The organism is Nocardia sp. CA-128927 (genome assembly GCF_050955855.1).
GTDB lineage: Bacteria > Actinomycetota > Actinomycetes > Mycobacteriales > Mycobacteriaceae > Nocardia.
Map to the genome: position 1 here is coordinate 5926777 of NZ_CP192087.1, position 20693 is coordinate 5947469.

Annotated in this window: 23 protein-coding genes and 1 pseudogene; 9 read left to right on the plus strand and 15 right to left on the minus strand. The window is 65.0% G+C overall.

Going from position 1 to position 20693, the window contains the following annotated elements; translation table 11 throughout:
- Window position 1 precedes the first annotated feature (1 nt).
- Both ACQPW1_RS27730 and ACQPW1_RS27735 read right to left on the minus strand, forming a co-directional pair.
- Window positions 2-370, minus strand: coding sequence for a hypothetical protein (locus ACQPW1_RS27730; protein ID WP_433654530.1), 369 nt, complete (start codon window positions 368-370; stop codon window positions 2-4).
- Window positions 371-481: 111 nt separating this feature from the next.
- On the minus strand, window positions 482-1240 hold the full coding sequence (locus ACQPW1_RS27735; RefSeq protein WP_433654531.1) for a helix-turn-helix transcriptional regulator: 759 nt from the start codon (window positions 1238-1240) through the stop codon (window positions 482-484).
- Between the two features lie 345 nt (window positions 1241-1585).
- Here ACQPW1_RS27735 and ACQPW1_RS27740 point away from each other — a divergent pair, with 345 nt between their 5' ends.
- The gene (locus tag ACQPW1_RS27740) at window positions 1586-1978 is read left to right on the plus strand and encodes a hypothetical protein (protein WP_433654532.1); all 393 of its coding nucleotides are present in this window, start codon (window positions 1586-1588) and stop codon (window positions 1976-1978) included.
- 17 nt (window positions 1979-1995) lie between these two features.
- On the opposite strand, the gene ACQPW1_RS27745 is transcribed toward ACQPW1_RS27740, so the two are convergent.
- Genes ACQPW1_RS27745 through ACQPW1_RS27755 form a run of 3 tightly spaced genes read right to left on the minus strand, consistent with a single transcriptional unit; the run spans window position 1996 to window position 4925 of the window.
- Window positions 1996-3363, minus strand: a complete 1368-nt coding sequence (locus ACQPW1_RS27745) for a cytochrome P450 (RefSeq protein ID WP_433654533.1) — start codon at window positions 3361-3363, stop codon at window positions 1996-1998.
- Window positions 3364-3401: 38 nt separating this feature from the next.
- Window positions 3402-4367: an alpha/beta hydrolase gene (locus tag ACQPW1_RS27750; protein ID WP_433654535.1), complete on the minus strand. Its 966-nt coding sequence runs from the start codon at window positions 4365-4367 to the stop codon at window positions 3402-3404.
- Between the two features lie 15 nt (window positions 4368-4382).
- The gene (locus ACQPW1_RS27755; RefSeq protein WP_433654536.1) at window positions 4383-4925 is read right to left on the minus strand and encodes a hypothetical protein; all 543 of its coding nucleotides are present in this window, start codon (window positions 4923-4925) and stop codon (window positions 4383-4385) included.
- Window positions 4926-5057: 132 nt separating this feature from the next.
- On the opposite strand from ACQPW1_RS27755, the gene ACQPW1_RS27760 reads away from it, so the two are divergent.
- From ACQPW1_RS27760 to ACQPW1_RS27770, 3 genes are read left to right on the plus strand one after another with little or no spacing between them, the layout of a single operon-like run.
- Window positions 5058-5672, plus strand: a complete 615-nt coding sequence (locus ACQPW1_RS27760) for a TetR family transcriptional regulator (RefSeq protein WP_433654537.1) — start codon at window positions 5058-5060, stop codon at window positions 5670-5672.
- Window positions 5673-5705: 33 nt separating this feature from the next.
- Window positions 5706-6599 carry an AMP-binding protein gene (locus ACQPW1_RS27765; protein ID WP_433654539.1) on the plus strand — a complete coding sequence of 298 codons (894 nt, stop codon included), beginning with the start codon at window positions 5706-5708 and terminating at the stop codon, window positions 6597-6599.
- A 58-nt stretch (window positions 6600-6657) separates the two neighbouring features.
- A complete protein-coding gene (locus ACQPW1_RS27770) occupies window positions 6658-7560 on the plus strand; it encodes an IS5 family transposase (RefSeq protein WP_433654540.1) in 903 nt (300 codons plus the stop codon).
- A 42-nt stretch (window positions 7561-7602) separates the two neighbouring features.
- Here the strand turns inward: ACQPW1_RS27770 and ACQPW1_RS27775 are convergent, their stop codons facing one another.
- From ACQPW1_RS27775 to ACQPW1_RS27790, 4 genes and pseudogenes are all read right to left on the minus strand, one after another.
- On the minus strand, window positions 7603-8685 hold the full coding sequence (locus ACQPW1_RS27775) for an IS630 family transposase (protein WP_433654541.1): 1083 nt from the start codon (window positions 8683-8685) through the stop codon (window positions 7603-7605).
- Between the two features lie 90 nt (window positions 8686-8775).
- Complete coding sequence (locus tag ACQPW1_RS27780; protein ID WP_433654543.1) at window positions 8776-9285, minus strand: hypothetical protein; 510 nt, start codon at window positions 9283-9285, stop codon at window positions 8776-8778.
- Between the two features lie 156 nt (window positions 9286-9441).
- Window positions 9442-9633: pseudogene (locus ACQPW1_RS27785) on the minus strand (MFS transporter); the annotation flags it as partial.
- 283 nt (window positions 9634-9916) lie between these two features.
- A complete protein-coding gene (locus ACQPW1_RS27790) occupies window positions 9917-10861 on the minus strand; it encodes a DUF1295 domain-containing protein (RefSeq protein ID WP_433654544.1) in 945 nt (314 codons plus the stop codon).
- 177 nt (window positions 10862-11038) lie between these two features.
- On the opposite strand from ACQPW1_RS27790, the gene ACQPW1_RS27795 reads away from it, so the two are divergent.
- Entirely contained in the window at window positions 11039-11626 is a 588-nt protein-coding gene (locus ACQPW1_RS27795; RefSeq protein WP_433654545.1) for a QsdR family transcriptional regulator, read from the plus strand.
- 40 nt (window positions 11627-11666) lie between these two features.
- On the opposite strand, the gene ACQPW1_RS27800 is transcribed toward ACQPW1_RS27795, so the two are convergent.
- The 4 genes from ACQPW1_RS27800 to efeU all read right to left on the minus strand — a co-directional run bounded on the left by ACQPW1_RS27800 (window position 11667) and on the right by efeU (window position 15725).
- Complete coding sequence (locus ACQPW1_RS27800) at window positions 11667-12140, minus strand: lipase family protein (protein WP_433654546.1); 474 nt, start codon at window positions 12138-12140, stop codon at window positions 11667-11669.
- Window positions 12141-12407: 267 nt separating this feature from the next.
- Window positions 12408-13685 carry an iron uptake transporter deferrochelatase/peroxidase subunit gene (efeB, locus tag ACQPW1_RS27805; RefSeq protein WP_433654547.1) on the minus strand — a complete coding sequence of 426 codons (1278 nt, stop codon included), beginning with the start codon at window positions 13683-13685 and terminating at the stop codon, window positions 12408-12410.
- On the minus strand, window positions 13669-14802 hold the full coding sequence (gene efeO / locus ACQPW1_RS27810) for an iron uptake system protein EfeO (RefSeq protein WP_433654548.1): 1134 nt from the start codon (window positions 14800-14802) through the stop codon (window positions 13669-13671). The genes efeB and efeO overlap by 17 nt, the downstream gene beginning before the upstream one ends.
- A gap of 20 nt (window positions 14803-14822) precedes the next feature.
- Window positions 14823-15725 carry an iron uptake transporter permease EfeU gene (gene efeU, locus ACQPW1_RS27815; RefSeq protein WP_433654549.1) on the minus strand — a complete coding sequence of 301 codons (903 nt, stop codon included), beginning with the start codon at window positions 15723-15725 and terminating at the stop codon, window positions 14823-14825.
- Between the two features lie 298 nt (window positions 15726-16023).
- Here efeU and ACQPW1_RS27820 point away from each other — a divergent pair, with 298 nt between their 5' ends.
- Window positions 16024-16623 carry a TetR/AcrR family transcriptional regulator gene (locus ACQPW1_RS27820; RefSeq protein ID WP_433654550.1) on the plus strand — a complete coding sequence of 200 codons (600 nt, stop codon included), beginning with the start codon at window positions 16024-16026 and terminating at the stop codon, window positions 16621-16623.
- Between the two features lie 13 nt (window positions 16624-16636).
- On the opposite strand, the gene ACQPW1_RS27825 is transcribed toward ACQPW1_RS27820, so the two are convergent.
- Window positions 16637-16990, minus strand: coding sequence for a nuclear transport factor 2 family protein (locus ACQPW1_RS27825; RefSeq protein ID WP_433654551.1), 354 nt, complete (start codon window positions 16988-16990; stop codon window positions 16637-16639).
- Window positions 16991-17124: 134 nt separating this feature from the next.
- Here ACQPW1_RS27825 and ACQPW1_RS27830 point away from each other — a divergent pair, with 134 nt between their 5' ends.
- Window positions 17125-17943, plus strand: coding sequence for a helix-turn-helix transcriptional regulator (locus ACQPW1_RS27830; protein WP_433654552.1), 819 nt, complete (start codon window positions 17125-17127; stop codon window positions 17941-17943).
- 83 nt (window positions 17944-18026) lie between these two features.
- Entirely contained in the window at window positions 18027-18443 is a 417-nt protein-coding gene (locus ACQPW1_RS27835) for a helix-turn-helix domain-containing protein (protein ID WP_433654554.1), read from the plus strand.
- Window positions 18444-18455: 12 nt separating this feature from the next.
- On the opposite strand, the gene ACQPW1_RS27840 is transcribed toward ACQPW1_RS27835, so the two are convergent.
- Window positions 18456-19850 (minus strand): ATP-binding protein, encoded by a 1395-nt coding sequence (locus ACQPW1_RS27840; RefSeq protein WP_433665350.1) that lies wholly within the window; start codon window positions 19848-19850, stop codon window positions 18456-18458.
- Between the two features lie 199 nt (window positions 19851-20049).
- On the opposite strand from ACQPW1_RS27840, the gene ACQPW1_RS27845 reads away from it, so the two are divergent.
- Complete coding sequence (locus ACQPW1_RS27845) at window positions 20050-20655, plus strand: GNAT family N-acetyltransferase (RefSeq protein WP_433654556.1); 606 nt, start codon at window positions 20050-20052, stop codon at window positions 20653-20655.
- Window positions 20656-20693: the final 38 nt, after the last annotated feature.

Here is a 20693-nt window from a genome sequence, read left to right on the forward strand (position 1 = left end):
ACTACCAGCGCAGCCGTTTACAGACGTGGACGGCCAACGGATCCTCGACACCGACTTCGGTGGATCCACGAATCTCGCTCAGCGCGACGCTGGCGGCCAGCTCGAAACAGCGTCGCTCGCTGGGAGCGAGGAACGGCAGGTCCTTTTCCGGATGCGCCAACGCGGACCAATCACGGATGAACGCGACGGTCACCTGCTCGCCGTCGAGCTCGACGGACTCGATGCTGATGTAGCGGTCGAGAAATCGTTTTCCGATCAGGCCCGCGGCATGCAGCAAATGAATCGCGACGCGATCGGTGATCGAATTGGTCACCACCGCACCGCGTTCGAGCAGTTCGCGCAGTTGTCCGGCGGTGTAGTCGTCAGTCATCAGTCCTCCCCCGTCTGGTCGGTGACCACCCCGCGCACCGATCACCGACCACCCCTCGACAGCCGTGCTGCTCCCCGGTCCGCCGGCGAATGGATTGCGCCGACACCCTGATCATCCAGTGCGGACGGTCGTGGCCGCTTGGACAAACCTGCTACGGGTCGAGTCGGTGGCGAAGGTCATCTCGCTGATCAGCACAGCAGGCGAGAGGCCGAAGGTCTTGTTGCACACGCGAGTGAAGTGCGCGCCGTCGAAGAACCCGGCGGCATGCGCGGCATCGGTGAGGGTCTGCCCGAGCGCGATCTGATCGATCGCGCGACTCATCCGCAACCAGCGCACGTAGGGCCGGAACGCGAGCCCGAGCTCCGCCGAGAACAGATGGGCAAGCCTGCTCTCGGACAGGTCGACCGAAACGGCCACATCCCGTAACCGAACCGGGCCCGCCGCAATGAGTTCGGGCAGCAGGTGCAACGCCGCGGCAAGCGCGGGATGCCGCATCGGTTTGACCGTCGAGCGCGCGTACGGCAATCCGTCCGCCCACCACTGACCTTCGTCCAGATCGACCAGCAGCGCGGCACCCGCCTCCGCCCACGCTCCGGCGAATGCCGGCCGCCGCACGGTCCGGCTCAGCTCGACGCCGTCGTCGGATTCGGCGGCGAGGTGGACCATTTCACCGTCCACCACGCCCTGGAGCACCGCGTGGGCGACGTCAGCGGGAATCACCGTCGCCCGGCACGCCACCTCCGTGCCCAGCGCGTCCGCCACGACGAACTCGCCGCGCCGGGCAATCAGCACCTGAACCGAATGATGTGCGTGCGTCTTCGCCGGCGACAATCCGCCTCGGTAGGCCAAAACGCCCGGCCAGATAGTCATCTCCCCAAAACATGACAAGTCTTCATCCCCCTTCGAATGAATCCCTAACTGCCACACCCCCGTTAGGGTTCTCACATCGAACGATCCTGTGAGTATTCTCAGAATACTCTTTTCGCCCAACGCTTCCCGAGCATTTCGAATCGGGCCGCTTGGCGCACCTGGAACACCTGCCTGCTCGGCGCGGCCATAACCCGACACGGCGCGATCAGGTCCCGGCCGCTGATTGGCCGCCATTTCGAGCGGAAACCTGTACATTTATGCTGGTCACGGACGTGCGGTGTACGCCGCGGTGTCTTCTGATTGTGTTCCGCGAGCTACTTCCACTACCAAGGAGGTTGCAGATCCATGGTGAATATCAGGAACTACCGACGCCCCGCCCGCTTTATGACCATCCTCGCCGCGATAGGGGCGGCCGTTGTCTCGGCAGCCGCCCCCGCGCTCGCCGACAACGCGATCGACATCAGCAATATCGGCCCAGCCGCCGTAGGCATCAACTACAGCTGCGAGGCCTCGGCCGGAGTCGTCGGCATCAAAGCGATGGTCGGCGACCCGAACGCCGACAGCCCCTCGGCCACCGGCACCCAGAACGCTGTCACCTGCGACGGCACCGGCCAAACCACCATGGTCGACCTCGATGCGCCCTTGACGGCGGGTCAGACAGTTCAGGTGCGCGTCGCACTGGTCGATCGCGACGACACCGTGGTCTCCGGACAGGCCAAGGTGGCCACACTGGGATAGCCGCCGCGCGGCACCACTCAGCAGAGCTCAACAGGCTGACGCGCCGTGAGATTCATCCAGATGTCGTCGGCCGCCCAGAGTACGAAGCGTTCGATGGAGACCACCGGGTGCTCGGCGGCGAGTTCGAAGCGGAAACGGCGCAGCAGGATCGCGAGGGTGAGTTCGGCTTCGATCGTGGCCAACGAGGCGCCTTCGCAGCTGCGTGGGCCGACGCCGAACGGGATGTAGGCCAGTCTCGGGCGTGCGGCGGATTCTTCCGCGGAGAACCGTTCCGGGCGGAAAAGCTCTGGGCTCGGCCAATATTCGGGGTTCAGGTGCACGGCCCAGATCGGGTAGAAGATCGTGGTGCCCGCGGTGATCGTGTAGTCGCCGATGTGGAGCTCTTCGGTTGCTTCGCGGGCACCGTAGGGTCCCGGCGGGTAGAGGCGCATCGATTCCTTGAGCACCATGGTCAGATACGTCAGGTGCTTCAGGTCCGCGTAGTCGGGAGCGAGGCGGTCGCCGAGGACGCGGTCGAGTTCTTCGGCGACACGTTCGGCCGCGTCCGGATGCTGCGCGAGTAGGTACAGCGTCCATGAGATGGCGACGCCGGTGGTGTGGTGTGCGGCCAGCATCGTCATCAAGACGGTGTCCCGGATCCGCGCCGGGGACTGGCCCGCGTCGGCCAGGGCAGCGATCAGGTCACTGCTGTCGCTCTGCTGAGCGCCGGACTGATGGGCTGCCAGCACGTCATCCACGACCGCTCGCAGATACGTCAGTGCCTGCTGCGCGCGGACTGCGCGTTCCTCGTCGGTGCCCGGCATCTCGACGTGATACAACCGAGCCAGCTGCTCGGTCAGTACATCCTCGAATGCCGACACGATCTGTTCGGCTTGTTCCGGGGAAGCCGTTCCGCTGCCGAGCGCGTACTCGCAGATCATCCGCAGCGACAACGTACTCAGGTTCTGCTGCAAGGCTATTGGGCCCTGCGACGAGGCTTCGGCCCACTGATCGGCCAGCCCGCAGGCCAGGTTCACGAACTGCCCGAAGTGCGCCTCGTGCGAACGACGTCCGGCCAGCACCGACAACAACACCCGCCGCCAAGGTGTGTGCTCTTCCTCGGGGATGGTCTGGAGATTGCCCGACTCCTGAAGTGGCGCAAGGAATTCGAACAGCTTGTCCGGGCGCTCATCGATCTTCGCCGTAGCTTCCAGCAACACCGGATCCGCGACCGACACCGCCGTCTCCGCGCCGGGCAACGCGAAACGGACGACCGGCCCGTACTCGGCGTGCAGCCGCAGCTGATAGTTGTGCAGACCGCCCGCGGCCGCGATATCGGCTAGGCCGTCTACCCCGCCGCGAGGTCCGGGGATCGATGCGGAACTATCTACGAAGTCTCGTGTCATGACATCCCTCCACGGCCATGTTCCCCGCCGCCGGGACTTCACGCAACAGCACTCCGATCGCGCGGATTCTCCAAAACCACAGGACCATTGAGGAGTTCCGCGAACTCACCGAACACCTCACCGACGGCACCGGCGGCGGCCGGAGAGACGGCCTCCAGGTTGAGGAAGCCGTGGATGAGTCCGGGGTAGACGAGTGTCTTGACCGGTACCCCGGCGGTGGTGAGAGCGTGTGCGTAGGCGAGGCATTCGTCCTGCACCGGGTCGAACTCGGCGGTGGCGATCACGGCCGGGGCGAGGCCGGTGAAATCCGTCGCGAGCAGCGGCGAGGCGGGCGCGCGGTCACAGGCGGTGGGGTCGCTGGAGAGATAGAGCTTGGCGAAGTCGGCGGCTTCACCGGGCGCCATCACGTCGCCGGTCACGTAAACGCTGTACGACGGATAGTTGATGCGGTGGGAGAGATCGAGATTGGGGTAGGCGAGCAGTTGTCCGGCCAGCGGCCTGCCCTCGTCCCGAAAGCCGAGGGCGACCCCGGCGGCCAGGTTCGCCCCTGAACTGTCCCCCGCCACCGCGAGATTCGCACCGCCGTATTCATCGATGTGGTCGGCGATCCACCGCGTCACTGCCAGGCAGTCGTCGTGCGCGGCGGGATATAGGTGTTCCGGGGCGAGCCGATAGCCGACGCTGACCACCACCGCACCGACGTCCCTGGACAATCGACGAGCAACCTCGTCATGCGTGTCCAGATCGCCGTATACGAATGCGCCACCGTGGAAATAGGCGACAGTCGGTACCCGGCCGGTCGCTTTCGGCCGATAAACCCGCACCGGCACCCCGGCCAGGTTGTCGTCACCGATCGAGCTGACCTGAAGTGGCGGGTTCGGCGACATGGCAAGCGCCAGTAGCGCATTTCGTGCCCGCTTCTCGGCGATGGTCAGCTCCCTGGCGGGCGGCGGCACGGCTTCCAATTGCTTGACGAGGATTTCGATAGCCGCATCCAGTGGCATGGCTACAACTCTCCTTCACTGCCGGAAGGAGCGTTGCGGGCTGTCGATTATCCATTGCTGCGCATCATCGAACGCGTAGTCGTCCGACTCGATGACGGGAGTAACCACCTCGCGCGGCCGAAAGTCACGAGCAGCCACCGGCACACTGACCGGCTCATCGGTCCGCGACGACTGGTCGGTCGGGAGATCTAGGGTAATGCGGACGAATTTGCCGTCCCTGACGAGATAGTGGGCACGGAAGCTGGTCGTCCTTACCTGACCCGGCGCCAATGGCCCGGATGCCAACCGTTTCACGGTCTCGAGCGCCACCAATCTCTCCCGCACCCGCACGTAGACATCGCGACGATTCGCGCTGATCCAGAGGTCGTCGACGAGCATGGTCTCGACCAAGCCGTCATGGTTGTTCTGCAGCCACTGCAGGGTGTCCGACGCGCCACGGGTGAAGTTCACGCCGTAGATGTCGATCCGAATATTGTGGTGGTAGTAGCTGTTCACTACCTCGCGATAGTTGCCGGAGTTGTACAGCTCTACGTATTGCGCGAACTCGTTTTCATTCATCAGTCCGTCCTCTGTTCGAGAGTGGAGCGATCTGCCGAAACGAAATACAGCGACTAAACGTTTGCTTACCTATGAGCGCTTGCTTAGTTTGCTCCGAAGTTGCCATACTCGTCAATACGGAGAAGGAGGCGTATGACCGACACCACACACTCCCCGGCGAACCCGAAGGACCGCCTGCTCGCCTCCGCGATAGACGCGTTCGGGATCAAGGGCTTCCACGGCACCACCACCCGCGATATCGCCGCGGGGGCGGGCATGAGCCCGGCGGCGGTGTATGTGCACCACAAGTCGAAGGAAGACCTGCTCTACCTGATCGCGCTGGCCGGCCACCAACGTACGGTCCGCGCGTTCGCCGAGCAGATCGCGGCCACCGACGACCCGGCCCGCCAGCTGGCCGGGCTGATCCACGCCTTCGTCCGCGAATACGCGGTGAACCACACCCTCGCGCGCATCGTCAGCTACGAACTGGCAGCGCTGCGCCCGGAACACCGCACGGAGATCCTCACGATCCGCCGCGAAGCCCTCACCATGGTCCGCGGGATACTGCACGCCGGTAACGCCAGCGGCGTCTTCCACGCCGACAACCCCGACATGACCTCCATCGCCGTGCTCTCCCTCGGCATCGACGTCGCGCGCTGGTTCCGCGACCACGGACGCTTCACCCCCGAAGCCATCGCCGACCACTACGCCGTCCTCGCCCTCCGAATGGTCGGCGCCACAGACCTATCCGGCCACCCCTCCCCCTGACGAACCGCATGCTCCGACGCAGAGGAGCTCTCGATGGTCGAGTTTCGGTCCCAGACAGATCGCGCGGTCGAGTCATTGGCCGGGCGAAACGATATCGCCCTCATCCACAACAAACGGTCCTTGACGGGGGCTGAGCTGGCCGATCTCGTCTATCGGCTGGCCGCCGCTCTGCGTACCGCCGGGGTGTCCGCTGGTCGCCTGGTGGCGATCCACGCCGAGAACAGTCCGGACGTCATCGCCGTGCGCATGGCGACTCACCTGCTCGGAGCCTGCGCCGCGATCTTTCCCGCCCGCGCGACCGATGAGCTCCTCACATTCACGGCGGCGGACGTGCTGGTGACCTCGCCTCGCTTCGCCAGGGACGGGGCCTACAGTCTCGGTGCCGCGCCCGGCTGCACCGACCTACTCGCGCTTGCGGCGACCATGCCCGCCACCCCCATCCATCGTCAGGCCTCGCCCGAGGATCTGTGTTTCATCGTGTTCAGCGGCGGCACCACCGGCACGCCGAAAGGCAGCTGCCACACCTACGCCGACCACAGCTCCTTCGTCGGCACGGTTCGCGAACCCCGACCGCGGCTGCTGGTCGTCACGCCTCTCGCTTATCTGGCACAGACTCTCGTCGACAGCGCACTGGCGGCCGACGGTCAGGTCGTCCTGCTCGACTCCCCCACGCCCTTCGACCCCACCGTCGTCCTTACCGCGATCGAACAGCACCGCATCACGAACCTGTTCCTAGTCGAACCCCAACTCTTCGCCCTCGCAACGCATCCCGACCTTCCCGCGTATGACACATCGAGCCTGCGCCGACTACTCCATCTAGCCAGTGTTTTGAAAGTGTTTCGGGTTGAGGGGCGCCGTGTAGCGGCGCCCCTCAACCCGTGGAATGCAGAAGGTGTTGCCTGCGTTGGCGTGTCGGTGACCAGATGAAGGGAGGTCTCCGGTAGATGGTTCAGCGACGAAGAAGAACCTGAATACCGGAGACCTCGTGACCAGCGTATCGGTGGCGAGGCGCGCGGATCTGACCGATGCCCAGTGGGCGCGGCTGGAACCGCTGTTGCCTCGTGGCAAAAAGGCGGGCCGCCCGCCGAAGTGGACGAAACGACAGCTCATCGACGGGATTCGATGGCGCACCCGATGCGGGACACCGTGGCGGGACGTGCCCGAGTATTACGGGCACTGGCAGACGGTATACGGGCTGTTCCGTCGCTGGCAGCGTGCGGGGGTGTGGACGCTGATCTGGAAGATGCTGCAAGCGTTCGCCGATGCCGCCGGTCGCATCGGGTGGCAGGTGAGTGTGGATTCCACCATCGCCCGAGCGCATCGGCATGCCGCCGGGGCCCGCCGCGACGGCCACGCCCAGTCCGAGCCGCCTGGCGGGGTCGACATCGAGCCCGCCGATCACGGGCTCGGGCGTTCCCGTGGTGGATGGACCACCAAAACCCACCTGGCGTCCGAGCAGGGCCGCAAGGTGCTGTCCTTCCTGATCACCGCCGGTCAGCGCGGCGACAGCCCACAGTTCACCGCCGTGCTCGCCGGTATCGCGGTGCCCCGCCTCGGGAAGGGACGCCCGCGCACCCGGCCCGAGCGGGTACGCGCCGACAAGGCCTACAGTTCCCGCGCCAACCGCGCACACCTGCGCGGACGCGGGATCAAAGCCACCATCCCGATCAAGACCGACCAAACCGACAACCGCAAGAAGAAAGGCTCCGCCGGTGGGCGACCACCAGCGTTCGACGCCGAGGACTACAAGCAACGCCATGCCGTGGAATGCGGTATCGGCCAGTTGAAGGAAAACCGTGCCATGGCAACCAGATACGACAAACTCGCCGTCCGCTACCAGGCCACCGTCCACATCACAGCCATCGACCAATGGCTCCGACACGGGTGAGGGCGGGCACCTGCCCGCCCTCACCCACTTTCAAAACACTGGCTAGTGTCCTGCGCCTGAAATTCGTTGAAGATATTTCGCCAGGGAGTTGAGGATTTCCTCGGCGGTCTTCTTCCATACGAACGGTTTCGGGTTGTCGTTCCATGTGGTGATCCATGCGTTTACCTGGCGTTCGAGTGACTGGACGCTGGTGTGCACGCCGCGACGCAGGAGTTGGTCGGTGAGGTAGGCGAACCAGCGTTCGACCTGGTTGAGCCAGGATGAGCCGGTCGGGGTGAAGTGCACGTGGAAGCGCGGGTGCCGTGCCAGCCACTGGTAGACGGCCGGGGTTTTGTGGGTGGCGAGGTTGTCGCACACGATGTGCACGTCCAACTCGGCCGGCACTGCCTTGTCGATGGCGACCAGAAGCTTCTTGTACTGGGCTGCGCGGTGGTGTCGGTGCAGCTCGCTGATCACGGTGCCGTCGGCGACGTTGAATGCCGCGAAAAGTGTTGTGGTGCCGTGACGTTGGTAGTCATGGGTGCGTCTTTCGGGCATGCCCGGCATCATCGGCAATACTGGCTGGGAACGGTCCAGTGCCTGGATCTGACTCTTCTCGTCCACGCACAGAACCACGGCCTGCTCGGGCGGATTGTGGTACAGGCCAACAACATCGACGACTTTCTCCACGAACAGCGGATCTGTCGAGAGCTTGAATCCGTCCTGGATATGCGGTTTGAGGTCGAACCTGCGCCAGATCCGCCCGATCGTCGATTTCGACAATCCGCTGTGAGCTGCCATCGAGGCCCGCGACCAGTGCGTCGCGTTCACCGGGCTCGAAGCCAACGTGTCGGTGAGGACCTCTTCGACCTGGTCGAGCAGAATCGACGGCGGCCGACCCGGCCGCTGCTCATCGGCCAAACCAGCCAACCGCGAGGCCACGAACCGTGACCGCCACTTACCCACCGTCGGTGCCGAAACCCCAAGCCGCACAGCAACTTCGGTGTTGGGAGCGGGCTCGGCGCAGGCGAGCACGATTCGGCATCGTAGCGCATACGCCTGCGACGAACTCGCCGCGCGCGCACCACGGGTCAACGCCGCCCGCTCCTCATCACTGAGCACCAATTCGGACTTCGGTCGCCCCATCACCACGCACCGAACCTACGCCCCCACCAACACATCCCGGAATAAATTGAACGAATTTCAGGCGCAGGACACTAGCCCCCCGCCGCCATCTCAGTACTGCGGCTGCGGTCGACCCGTGGCAGCCCATTCCGCGTAACGCTTCTGCGAGAATCCGAATACCCGTGCCCACTCCGATCCGGTCCCGCGATCCAGGGCGGCGAACACCAGCCGCACCGGCTCCAGATACGCCGGGTTGTATCCCTCGCGAAGCGACGGCCCGAATCCGCGACGTTGATCATCGGCGTCGGTGTTGTTGTACCAATGACCCTCGAAATTGCGCCGGAAGACTTCTCCGATGAAACGGGCGAACTGGTCCACCGTTTCCTGATGTTCGGGGCCTTCGGCGTCGTCTACGTCCGGGAACCGCTCCAGCAGTGCCCGCTCGACACTGCGCAGATCCTCGGCATCCCACGGACCTGCGGACAGACCCGGCACTGTTTCGGTACGGAACCGGTCGATCTGGTCGTCCATCTCGGCCAGCCACGCCAGCCAGCGCGGGTCTTGCTGGTCTTGCTCGTGTTGCCGCAGCTCGGCTCGCGTATATCGCCTATCTCCACCCATGAGCACCCCTCACGTGTCGGTCCGAACAGAACAGTGTCCCGTGTGCAGGGCACAAGGCACAAGCATCTCAGGCCGACGACTGCTCGCCCTCGTTCCTGGTGTTGGGCTTCTGCGCGTCGATGAACCGTTCCCGCGCGGCATCGAGCCGTTTCACGGCCCGTAGCGATCACCAACCGTCGCGAACGTCAGCAGCACACCCGCCAACGGAAGCGCGTACGCATCGATAACCCACTGCAAGCCATCGATCGAGGTATTGAAGTCCGCGCGGATATCGGCCAGCGTGGCGGACACGACGGTGACGTCGAGCATCAGCATGAAGATCGCCGAGCACACCATGAACAACACCAGGCCCGCCCGCGGATGAACACCGCGCGGGCTGACCTGGCCACTGCCGGGCAGCATGATAGTAGTGGTTGACATCGAGCCCCTCATAACAGCGCACGCAGGAATACCATTGTCCTGCAATTGATTTCGACTGATTCGCGCATCCGGAAGGGCGCAACTCCAACGGTAGCGCCGGAGTAACGCGACAGGAAGGCGAAATCTTGACAACCAATTGCGCGTAGCGGACAGGTTTGCCCGCGGGAACGCGCCGTGCGTCAGGTGAACCGCGAGATCAGGGGACCCACCACTAACTGTCGGCGACCATGGGACTGACGGTGCGGCGCGGTCGCGGGAAGAACCTGCTGGTGATCGCCTGGTATCCGGCGTAGTCGGGGCGCGATTTCAGGCTGTAATGCTCCGCGGGGACGGCGCCGGTGTAATAGACGAGGGTGTTGTAGAGGGCCTTGGAGATGCCCAGCAAACCGACCAGCGTGATGATCCACGCGACGATGGCTGTATCGGAAAAGCGGTTCAGCAAGGTCGGCAGCACCAGCACGATGAGGGCGTTCCACTGCATCCACTGACCGAAGTAGTTGGGGTGCCGGCTGTATCGCCACAGGCCGACATCGCAGCTGCGCTTGATGCCCTGCTGTTCGCTCAGCGCGCCGAAGCGCGCCTTCTGCCAATCCGCCACTGACTCGAAACCATAGAACAACGCCCACACGACGAGCGCCACGATCTCCACCGCACCGAGCGAGCGCGATCCCGCGGCGGCGAGCAATGCGGGAATGGCGAGGATGCCCATGTTGGCCACCCCTTGCAGCATGATCTCGACCTGCATCGAGAGCCGTTCACTGCGCAAACCCGCGCGCTCCCAACGCCTTCGCTGATAGCGGTACCGTGCCATCTCCGCGGTCAGTCCCCCGCTGCCAACCATTCGAACGGCCCAGATACCCATCCGGCCACCCATGGCCAGGTAGATCGCCGCGACGGCGATCGTGAGCGGGGAACTGAGATCACCGAATACGAGCGTCAACACACCCAGTGCCGCCAGACCCCACGGCCAGGCCAGGTCGACATAGGTCATGAATCCGGTGCGATACGCGGGCACACACGCCAACGCCACGAAGAGCACCGCCTGGACCACCAGATTGGTCAGCGCGAACGCTCGTAGATCCGACTGCCACGCCAAGGCAGTAACAACGCCCGCGGCGGCAAGGTAATGCGCGATCCGCGCTTGGGTCACCGACATCGGCTTCCCCTTCCTTCCATGATGAGACACCCAGGGCTACGTGTCTCGATAACTGAGACACTAGATGCATAGTGTCCCAGTCGCAAGGTCGGCAGCCCGCTAATCTGTAGGGTGAGTTGTGTTCAGCATATAAATCGCTGGCCAGCCGCAGATTCTCTATGGGACACTGATCGAGTGATGTCTCACGAGCCAGAGCAGGTGACCCCCTTCGCACCGGACGATCCGCTGCTCAAGATCGCGGTCGCGATGTTCGAACGCGACGGCTGGATCGACCTGCGCTTCCTGGCCAAGGCGGCGGGCATCGGCCGAGCCACGCTGTATCGCCGCTATGGCGACCGCGACCGAATCCTCGGCGAGGTCATCTGGGCGTTGTCGGCGCCGAGCATCGCGACCCTACGACCGGAATTCCGCGGCCGCGGCGCCGACGGACTTGCCGAGATGATCGGCAAACTACTGCACGCGAGCGCCGGACATTCCGGCATGCGCGCCTTCGTCGGCCAGCACACCGACACCGCCCTGCGCGTCATGACCTCCAAGCACGGCGTCATCCAGCAGCGGTTCATCACCCGAATCGCCGCCGCCATCCGGCAGGAGATCGGCGAACCCCCCGACATCGACGCCACCACCCTGGCGTACGCCATCACCCGCCTCGGCGAATCCTTCTACTACCGCGAGCTCATCACCGGCGACCCGCCCGACATCGACGCCGCCACGGTCATCATCCGCCGCCTCCTCACCTACCCGGCCTCACACCGCACGGCCTGATCAGCGCGTGACGGTGCGGGGATCCGCAGCAGGACAAGGTTTACCTGGCGCCGACCGGGAATCCGGTGACCAGTGCGGCGATCTGCGGCCACTCCTTGCCGATCAGGTCGACGAAATCACCGTCGGTGAGCGTGGTGTACGGACTGTCGATGGTGCAACCGGTATGTGCCGGAACACCATTCATCCGATCGATGATGAACTGGCATCCCTTCGGCAACCAGCCGACGATGCCGGAAATGTGCTCCGCCAAGAACTCTCGGTTGTAGGTGATGCTGACGTTCGGATCCTGGCAGTACTGATTTACCACCCGATCGGTACCCGCGTTGGGGATCAGCTCGTCACTCTGCGCGTGGTACACGAACATCGGAACGTGCGGGGTGCGCTTACCGAGTTCCTGGGCGTTGATGGCCGCACTCACTTGCGGAAGTTCCAGCGGGTCACCGGATCCGGTGAACGAGCCGAGGTAGTTCCAGTACGGAAACAGCACCGATCCCTGCGGATGGCAGATGATCACAAATGACCCCGCTCACAGCGTCGACTGCCGGAATGGTCCGGCTTGCCAGAGTCTCGATCCCCGCTCGCGCGCGCCGATACCGCGCGAACCTTCGGGGTCACCACGAGCTCCCGGCGCTGGACGCGCACCGGCACGGATTTACGCAACATGCCGATCGGTCCCGATATCGGTCACCGCATCGACGATCGGCTGCTCGTCACCGGCAACGGATGCGCCAGCACAGCGCGCCGAAGACGTTGCGCGCCAGCATAACTGGCGCGTACGAGATCAACTCCCGAAGAGCGTCGATCCCCAGTAGTCATCGGGGCCGAGCCCCGGCGGGACCGCAAACACCGCTGACCCAACGTGTTTGATGTACTCGTTGAGTGCGTCGTTGCGGGCGAGGTTGTTTTGCATCGGCACGAACTGAGTGATCGGGTTGCGGCAGTACGCGATGAAGAACAGTCCGGCGTCGAGATGGCCGAAACCGTCTGAGCCGTCGGTGAAGTTGTAGCCGCGGCGCAGGATCTGGATGCCGCCGAGTTCTTCGGCCGAGGCCAATCGCACGTGCGCGTCGGTGTCGACCAGCGGCCCGGACGGTCCGGCCGATTGCAGATCGAGTTCGTCGAACTCGTCCCTGCCGCCCATCGGTGCGCCGGATCCCTTGGTGCGACCGATAACTCGCTCCTGCTCGTGCAGCGTGGTGCGATCCCAAGGCTCGATCAACATTCGGATCCGGCGCGTCACCAGATACGAACCGCCCGCCAGCCACGGCTGTTCGTCGCCGCGATCGACCCAGACGAACTTGTTGACGGCGCCGTGATCCTCGGCCTTGATGTTGCGCGTTCCGTCCTTGAACCCCAGCAGGTTTCGCGGCGTCGTCTGACTGGTCGAGGTCGACGACGTGCGACCGAACCCGAGCTGGGACCAGCGCACCGACACCGCGCCGAACCCGACGCGCGCGAGGTTGCGGATGGCGTGCACCGCGACCTGCGGGTCATCCGCACAGGCCTGGATCGCGATATCGCCGCCGCTGCGAGCCGGTTCGAGCGCATCGCCCTGGAACTTCGGCAGTTCGGTGAGAGCACCCGGTTTGCGCGCTGCGATACCGAACCGGTCGCCGCCGTCCGCGGTGGTGAACAGCGACGGGCCGAATCCGATCGTCAGCGTGAGCCGGGAGGGAGTCAGATCGAGGGCTTCACCCGTGTCGGTCGGCGGCTTGTACGCGCCCGCACCCACGGCGCCGTCGGGCGCGGCCTCACGCCCCGAGGTCATCCGCTCCGCCATCAACGTCCAGGTCTTCAGCAGATCGATCAGCTCGGCGCGCGATCGGGTGTGCACGTCGAACACCGCGAAATGCAGCCGGTCCTGCGCGGGAGTCACGATGCCCGCCTGGTTGGTGGCCCGGAAAGGCACGATTCCGGAGGCACCGGCCGCCGCAGCGGGACTCGACATCCGCCCGGCCAGCACCCCGGCCCCGGCCGCCGCGACGCCGATTCCCGCCGACCCGATCAGGCCGCGACGCGAGATGCCGCCGCGGCCTTCGGTGTCACGATCCCGCGACAACGCCCTGCACCTGACTCACCACTGCGGACAACGCGTCGATAATGCGCGCTAGCGCGACGCGCTGATCACCGCTGACCGTCTCGTAACTGACGTGACCGTCGCCCTGCCGATACTTGGCCAGTTCGCTGTCGAGCTCAGCGAAGCGCCGGTCGATCTGCGTGCCCAGATCGGGGTTGCGCTCGTCGATGATGGGGCGCAGGCTCGCGATCGCCGCCTGGGAGCCGTCGACGTTGGCCTGGAAGTCCCAGAGGTCGGTGTGCGAGAACGTGTCTTCCTCACCGGTGATCTTGGTGCGCGCGATTTCGTCGAGCAGCGTCTGCGCACCGCCCGCGACCTGGACCGGATCCACCTTATAGTCCGCCGCGTTCACGCCGGCCACCAGTTCGCCGATATCGGCGAGGAGTTGGTCGGCCATCTGGTTGGTGTCGGGCTGCAGACCCTGTGCCCACAGATCCTTTTCCAGCCGGTGGAATCCGGTCCACTTGTCGCCCGCGGCGACATCGGCTTCGCGCAGATCCAGGCGCGGATCCAGATCGTTCGGGAAGCTCTCGGCGACCGGTTCGATGCGTTCGTAATAGGTGCGGGTCACCGGGTACTGCTTCTTGGCCGACTCGATGTCACCGGCTTTGATCGCCGTGACAAAGGATTTCGTGGTCTCCTGCAGCGCGGTTATCTGGCTGAGCAGATAGCGCTTGTAGCCGTCGGCCGCTTCGGCGAGTTTGCCGGTCTCGTCGCGCTTTTGGGCCTGACCGGTCACGGTGAATTCGTGGCGGATGCCGTCGCCGACCATGCCCGGTTTGCAGGCGGTCTGGTATTTGCCGGGATCGGGTACCGACACGATCAACTGGCGGGTGAGTCCGGGGCCGATGTTCTCGATCTCACCGATGACGCGCTCGCCGATGCCGTACACGTAGAACTCGGTGACCTTGGTGCCGTTGTTCGCGATACGGAATGTCACCGTGCCGGTTTCGGCCGAATCCTTGGCCACCGAACAGGTGGAGTCGTCGGCGGTGACCGCGATATCGCCCGCCGCGGCGGTGTCGGACTTACTGGTGCACGACACCAACAACGCAGGAACTGTCACCGCGACTGCTATGGGAAAGATGGAGAAACGCACGGAGAGTGGACCTTTCGTTGTCACGGCTTGGCCGCGGTATCTATCGAAGACCGAGGACTCGCCCGGTTCGGATCGGCGGCGGGCACCGGGCGGAGGAATAGGAACAACACCACGACCAGGTAGAGAACCCACCCGATTACCTGCAGCACCGTCGGGTCGGCGCGGAAGTTGAAGATGCCCGCCGCGACCGTGCCGTACCAACTCGACATCGAGTACCACGACGAAATGTCGAAGGCCTTCGACGCCAATCCCGGCAGCCAGTCCACCGTCTGCAACGCCCGGATGCCGTAGGCGAGAATCCCGGCGGCGACCACGATCAACAGCGCGCCGGTGTATTTGAAGAAGGTGGCGAAATTGATCCGCACGGCGCCCAGGTACATCAGCACGGTGAGTACCACCGCGACCACGATGCCCAGCAGCAGCCCGAGCAATGGCCATTGACTACCCGAGGTGTTCTCGGCGTATCCGACCATCAGCAGCGCGGTCTCCACGCCCTCGCGCCCGACCGCGAGAAACGCCAGCGCCACGATCGCCGACGGGCCGACTTCGAGCGCGCGCGTCAGCCCCGCCTTCAACTCCCCAGACATCGATCGGGACGCGGTCCGCATCCACAACACCATCCACGTCACGATCACCACCGCGGCCAGCGACGCGAGCCCGGCGATCAGCTCCGCGGCAAGGCCGGTCACCGTCGAGGTGCCGTAGCGGATACCGGCGAAGATCGCGACGACCATCGCGACCGCGGCGCCGACGCCGAGCGCGACCCACTTCAAGGCCTCGCGACGGTCCGATTTCACCAGGAAAGCGACCAAAATCATGATCACGATTCCGGTTTCGAGCCCCTCGCGCACCCCGATCAAACCGCTTCCGAACAACTGAGCGGCGACCGAGGGTGCGTCGGAAGCAAACGCCTGTTCTCTCACATCCACTCCCACTCGAACCAAACCCAGCCTATCCACAGTTCGGCAAGGCAAACCTAGTCTTACACGCAGATAGCCTCTTTAGGAACTCAACCCAGACAAGGATGCGGAGCGGAAACATCCCACCATTGCCAGTCCCGCAGTGATTTACCGCTTAGCAGAACGGCGTGCTATTTCTTCCGTCCCATTGCGGCGTATCCGGCGGCGGGCTGGAGGGTTTCGCGATGCCGAGGCCGACCGACCGCCGGGTATGAAACCCGGACCGCTAGGTGAAACGAGCGTTCCCGTTTAAACTGCGACCATGCCGCGGATCAGCGAGGAACTCTGGGCGCAACGACGCAGGCATGTGCTGACCAGCGCGTGGACCTGCTTCGCGCGCAACGGATTTCATGCGACGTCGATGGACCAGATCGTCGCGGCGACCGGGTTGTCCACCAGCGCCGTCTACCGGTACTTCGCCAGCAAGGACGACCTGATCGATGCCACCGCCGACGAGGCGCTCAGCCTCATCGGCGGCCTGTTCGACGAGCTGCTGGCGGCCACACCGACGCCGTCTCCCGATCAAACCATCACCGCGCTGGTCGCCGCCCTGCATCGGCGCGGCGAGCAGCAAGGGTACGACCTGTCCCAACTCGCCATGCAAGCGTGGACCGAAGCCCTCCGCCGCCCGCACCTGCACGAGCTCGTCCGCAACTACTACCGCTCCACCCAGGCGAACTTCGCCGAATTGTCCCGGCGCTGGCGAGCCGACGGGCACATCGCCGCCACCGCCGACCCCACCGCCGTCGCCACCCTGTTGACCACCATGATGCCCGGCCTGATCGTGGTCGAACACCTCGGTGACGGCATCTCCGCGGCCGAACTGATCGCCGGCCTCGACGGGTTGACCAGCACCCACTGAACGTGTTCCGCGCTCAGAGCTGGTTGTTCCACATCCGGAACATCGAGCACTCCCCCCGTTTGTCGAACGTGACGACCCACAGGTTGGCGAAGCTGCCGAGTTCGGCGTAAACCCCGATACCGCGGATCGCGACGGTATCGCCGGTGATCATCAGGATCGACCACTCGAACTCCCAACCCCCCTGCTGCCACTCCAGCCGACCCCGCCAGCCCTCGATGATCGCGTCCCGGCCGAGCCAGTCGGTGCGATACGGCCACTCGTGATACTCCGCGTCCGGCGTGAAGAGGGCACCGATGTCCTTGATCGCGTTGGTCTTCCACGCGTGCACGTATCCGTCGACCCACGCCTTCACTTGATCTTCGGTCACGTCGGCTCCTCGATGTCGTCCGCGGTCGGACCATCCGCCGCACCCGACGATCCTGCGCCGAAACCGCCGTCATCAGGCAGGACGAGGCTTCCTGGGTGCCCGGCACCCTGGCAGCCCGACGTAGGATCCGACAGATGAGCCGCACCGAGTTCGGCAAGTTCCTGCGCAGTCAACGCGCCCGGCTGAGTCCCGCGACGATCGGGCTGACCAGCAGCGGAGCGCGCCGGGTCAGCGGACTACGCAGGGAAGAGGTCGCCGTCCTCGCGGATGTCAGCGTCGACTACTACACCCGCCTCGAGCAGGGCCGCGAGCGAAACCCGTCCGGCCAGGTCGTCGACGCCCTCGCCGACGCACTGCGCCTCGACCCGGCCGCCCGCAGCCACATGTTCCGGCTCGCCGGTGTCATCCCGCGGCAGCCGCAAGACCGCGACACGGTGTCACCGACGCTGCTGAACATGATGGGCACCTTCGCCACCGCCGTCGCCTACATCGTCAACCGGCGTCTGGAAGTCCTGGCATCGAACGCTCTCGCCGACGCACTGCTCGCTCCCCTGGCCGACCGCAACAATATGGTTCGCTCCCTGTTCGTCGACCCGGCCGCGCGCGAACTGTTCGCCGAATGGCCGACGGTCGCCCGGGATACCGTCCGCACCCTCCGGCTGGCCACCGGGCACGACCCACGCGATCCGCAACTCGCCGCCCTGATAACCGAACTTCTGCACAGCAGTACGGAATTCGCGGTGCTATGGCGCGAGCACACCGTCGCCGAGCTCGGGCACAAGACGAAGATCTTCCACCATCCGGTCGTCGGGCGAATCGAGCTGACCTATGAAGCCTTCGACGTCCAGGACGCGCCAGGACAGTCGCTGCTGGTCGGCCTTGCCGAGCCCGGCAGCTCCGACGCCGCCGCCTTGGCGCGGCTGGCGGGTAGCTGTCCGATCACGAAAAACTAACGCAAACGATCGTTGTCGTTTAATCTGACATCGAGGATCGTTGAATCAACAAGTTCGGCTGTGGGGAAGGACTGGCGACTTCAGTGGTCGATTTCGCGGAGCGATTGAACAAGCTGTTCGCCAGCGTGCATCCGCCAGGACGACCGCCACACACGAACGCCGAGGTCTCCGAGGCACTGACGGCAGCGGGGCATCCGCTCTCCAAGCCCTATCTCTCCCAACTACGCTCGGGCCGCCGCAGCAAACCGTCCGCCGAGACCACCGCGGCGCTGGCGAAGTTCTTCAAGGTGAAACCCGACTACTTCACCGACGACGTCTACGCCGCCAAGATCGACCACGACCTCGCGCTGCTGGCTCAGGTGCAGGGCTACAAGCTGCGCCGCCTGTCGAGCCGCGCCTTCGACCTGTCCGAAGAGTCGCAGAACCTGCTCACCGCCATGGCCGAAAAGCTGCGTGCCAGCGAGGGTCTCCCCCAGGTGCCGCCCGACCCTGAGGACTGACGAACCCGCGCATTATGGCGCGACGGCCGGTTGCACACTCTGGCCCGGCAGCATGACGCGAATCAGTGCGCCGCCGCGATCAGAGGTATCGATCGTGATCGTTCCGCCGTGTCGCGCCACGACTTGTTTGACGATGGCCAGACCCAGGCCGGATCCGGGCATGGAGCGGGCGGATGTGGTCCGGTAGAAGCGGTCGAAGACCAGCTCTCGCTCCGCGGGCGGGATGCCGGGTCCGGCGTCGTGTACCGCGAATTCCATTAGGCCGGTGCCGGTTTCGCGCATGGTGACGGCGACCTCCGCGCCGTCGGGGCTCCACTTGGCCGCGTTGTCGAGCACATTGAGTACTGCCCGCTCCAGGTCGGCCTCGTGGCCGTAGAGGAACCACGGATGTAGGTCGGCGACGAATCTGATGCCGGTGCGGCGCCGGCGGGCGCGTTCCAGTGCACGCTCTGCCACTTCGACGATATCGACCTGCTCGTAGGCCTCCTCGGTTGCCTCCTCGCGGGCTAGGTCCACCAGATCGCCGACCAGCGTGGACATTTCCTCGATTTGGCCGAGCACATCAGCACGCAGTTCGGCCATGTCCTGCTCCGGAATCGCGGGCGCGTCGGGGCGGAACGAGGCGATCAGCAGTTCCATGTTGGTGCGCAGCGAGGTCAGCGGGGTGCGCAGCTCGTGTCCGGCGTCGGCGACCAGACGGCGTTGTCGCGCACGCGATTCCGCGAGCGCCAGCAGCATGGTGTTGAAACTCTCGGTGAGCCTGCCGAGTTCGTCGTCACCGGTGACCGGGATCGGGGTCAGGTCGCCGGTGTGCGCGATCCGCTCGGTCGCCGAGGTCAAGCGCGCGACGGGGCGCAACCCGGTGCGGCCGACCGCGGCGCCTGCCACGGCAGCCAAAACCACACCGCTGCCGCCGATTACGAACATCAGCCAGGACAACCGGTCCAGCACACCCTGCGTCGGTTGCAGCGACTGCCAAATGACGAGTGTCGTACCGCTTTTCATGCGTTGGGCGAGCACCCGCTTGTTGTCGCTGGTGCGCAAGGAGAAATCGGTCGCTCCGTGCGCCACCGCCTCCTCCAGCGCACCGATCGGCGCACTCGCGTCGCGTGGCAGCGCGACCCACTGGGCCGCATCCGGATACTTCAGCGCGATGGAGACATCACTGGAGTACAGGCCGCCCAACGTCAGCACGAAACGAAAGTCGAGCGCATCGAGGTCACTGTCGATCATCCCCGTGGCCCGCGCCTGCAACTGCTTGTCCACCTCGGCATACAAAGCGCGCGACACCGTTGCATAGGCGACGATCGCAGCCAGCGCGACCGCCACCGCCACCACCGACGCCGCCAGCAACGTGACCCGCCAACGCAGCGTGATCGAACCCGTCTCCGGCATCGGCCGATCCATCTCCTGCGCATCCACCTGCGGCAACAGTCCCGCGACCGCCGACCGACGCGAAACCGCCGATCCGACAGCTCCATTCCCCCCACGAACCAACTGAATGCGCATATCTACAAATCTGACCGCACCGACTGAGAAGCGACTGAGAGACTGAGCAAGTAGCCAGGAACCGAGACCGCGACGACGCCACCGAGGAGACCCCGCCGTGCCGATCACCACCCTCGCCGCCACAGCCGCCCACATCGACGCGTGTGCGGCCGTCCTCGCCGAAGGTTTCGCCGACGATCCCGTCATGTCATCCATCTGGCCCGACCAGAACAGGCGCTACCGTGCGCTACCGCGCTACTTCGCCGCGTCCCTGCGGCACTTCCATCTGCCGGGCGGTGGCGTGCAGATCGCGACGGATCAGCACGACCACATCGGCGGAGTCGCGACGTGGGATCCGCCCGGTCAGTGGGAACAACCCTTCTCGCGCACCCTGTGCGCGATACCGGGGCTGTTTCCCGCCTTACGCGCCAGGACACCTGCCGCGCTCGCCATTCGCCGCACGCTGGACGAACATCACCCGCACACACCACGGCACTGGTACCTCGCCAACATCGCGACACCCGCCAGCCACCGCGGTCAGGGCTACGCCGCACGACTCATCACCGACCGCCTCGCCGGTGCGCCGGACACCGCGGCCTACCTGGTCTGCACACGTGAAGAGAACATCCGCTTCTACGAGCGATTCGGGTTCACGATGAGCGCCACCTTCAATCTGCCCGTGGCCGCGAAACCGCCTATGTGGGCGATGATTCGCGAGCCCTAGGTCAGGATTTCGCGTTCGTGGCTCCGCCCCTAGCGTGC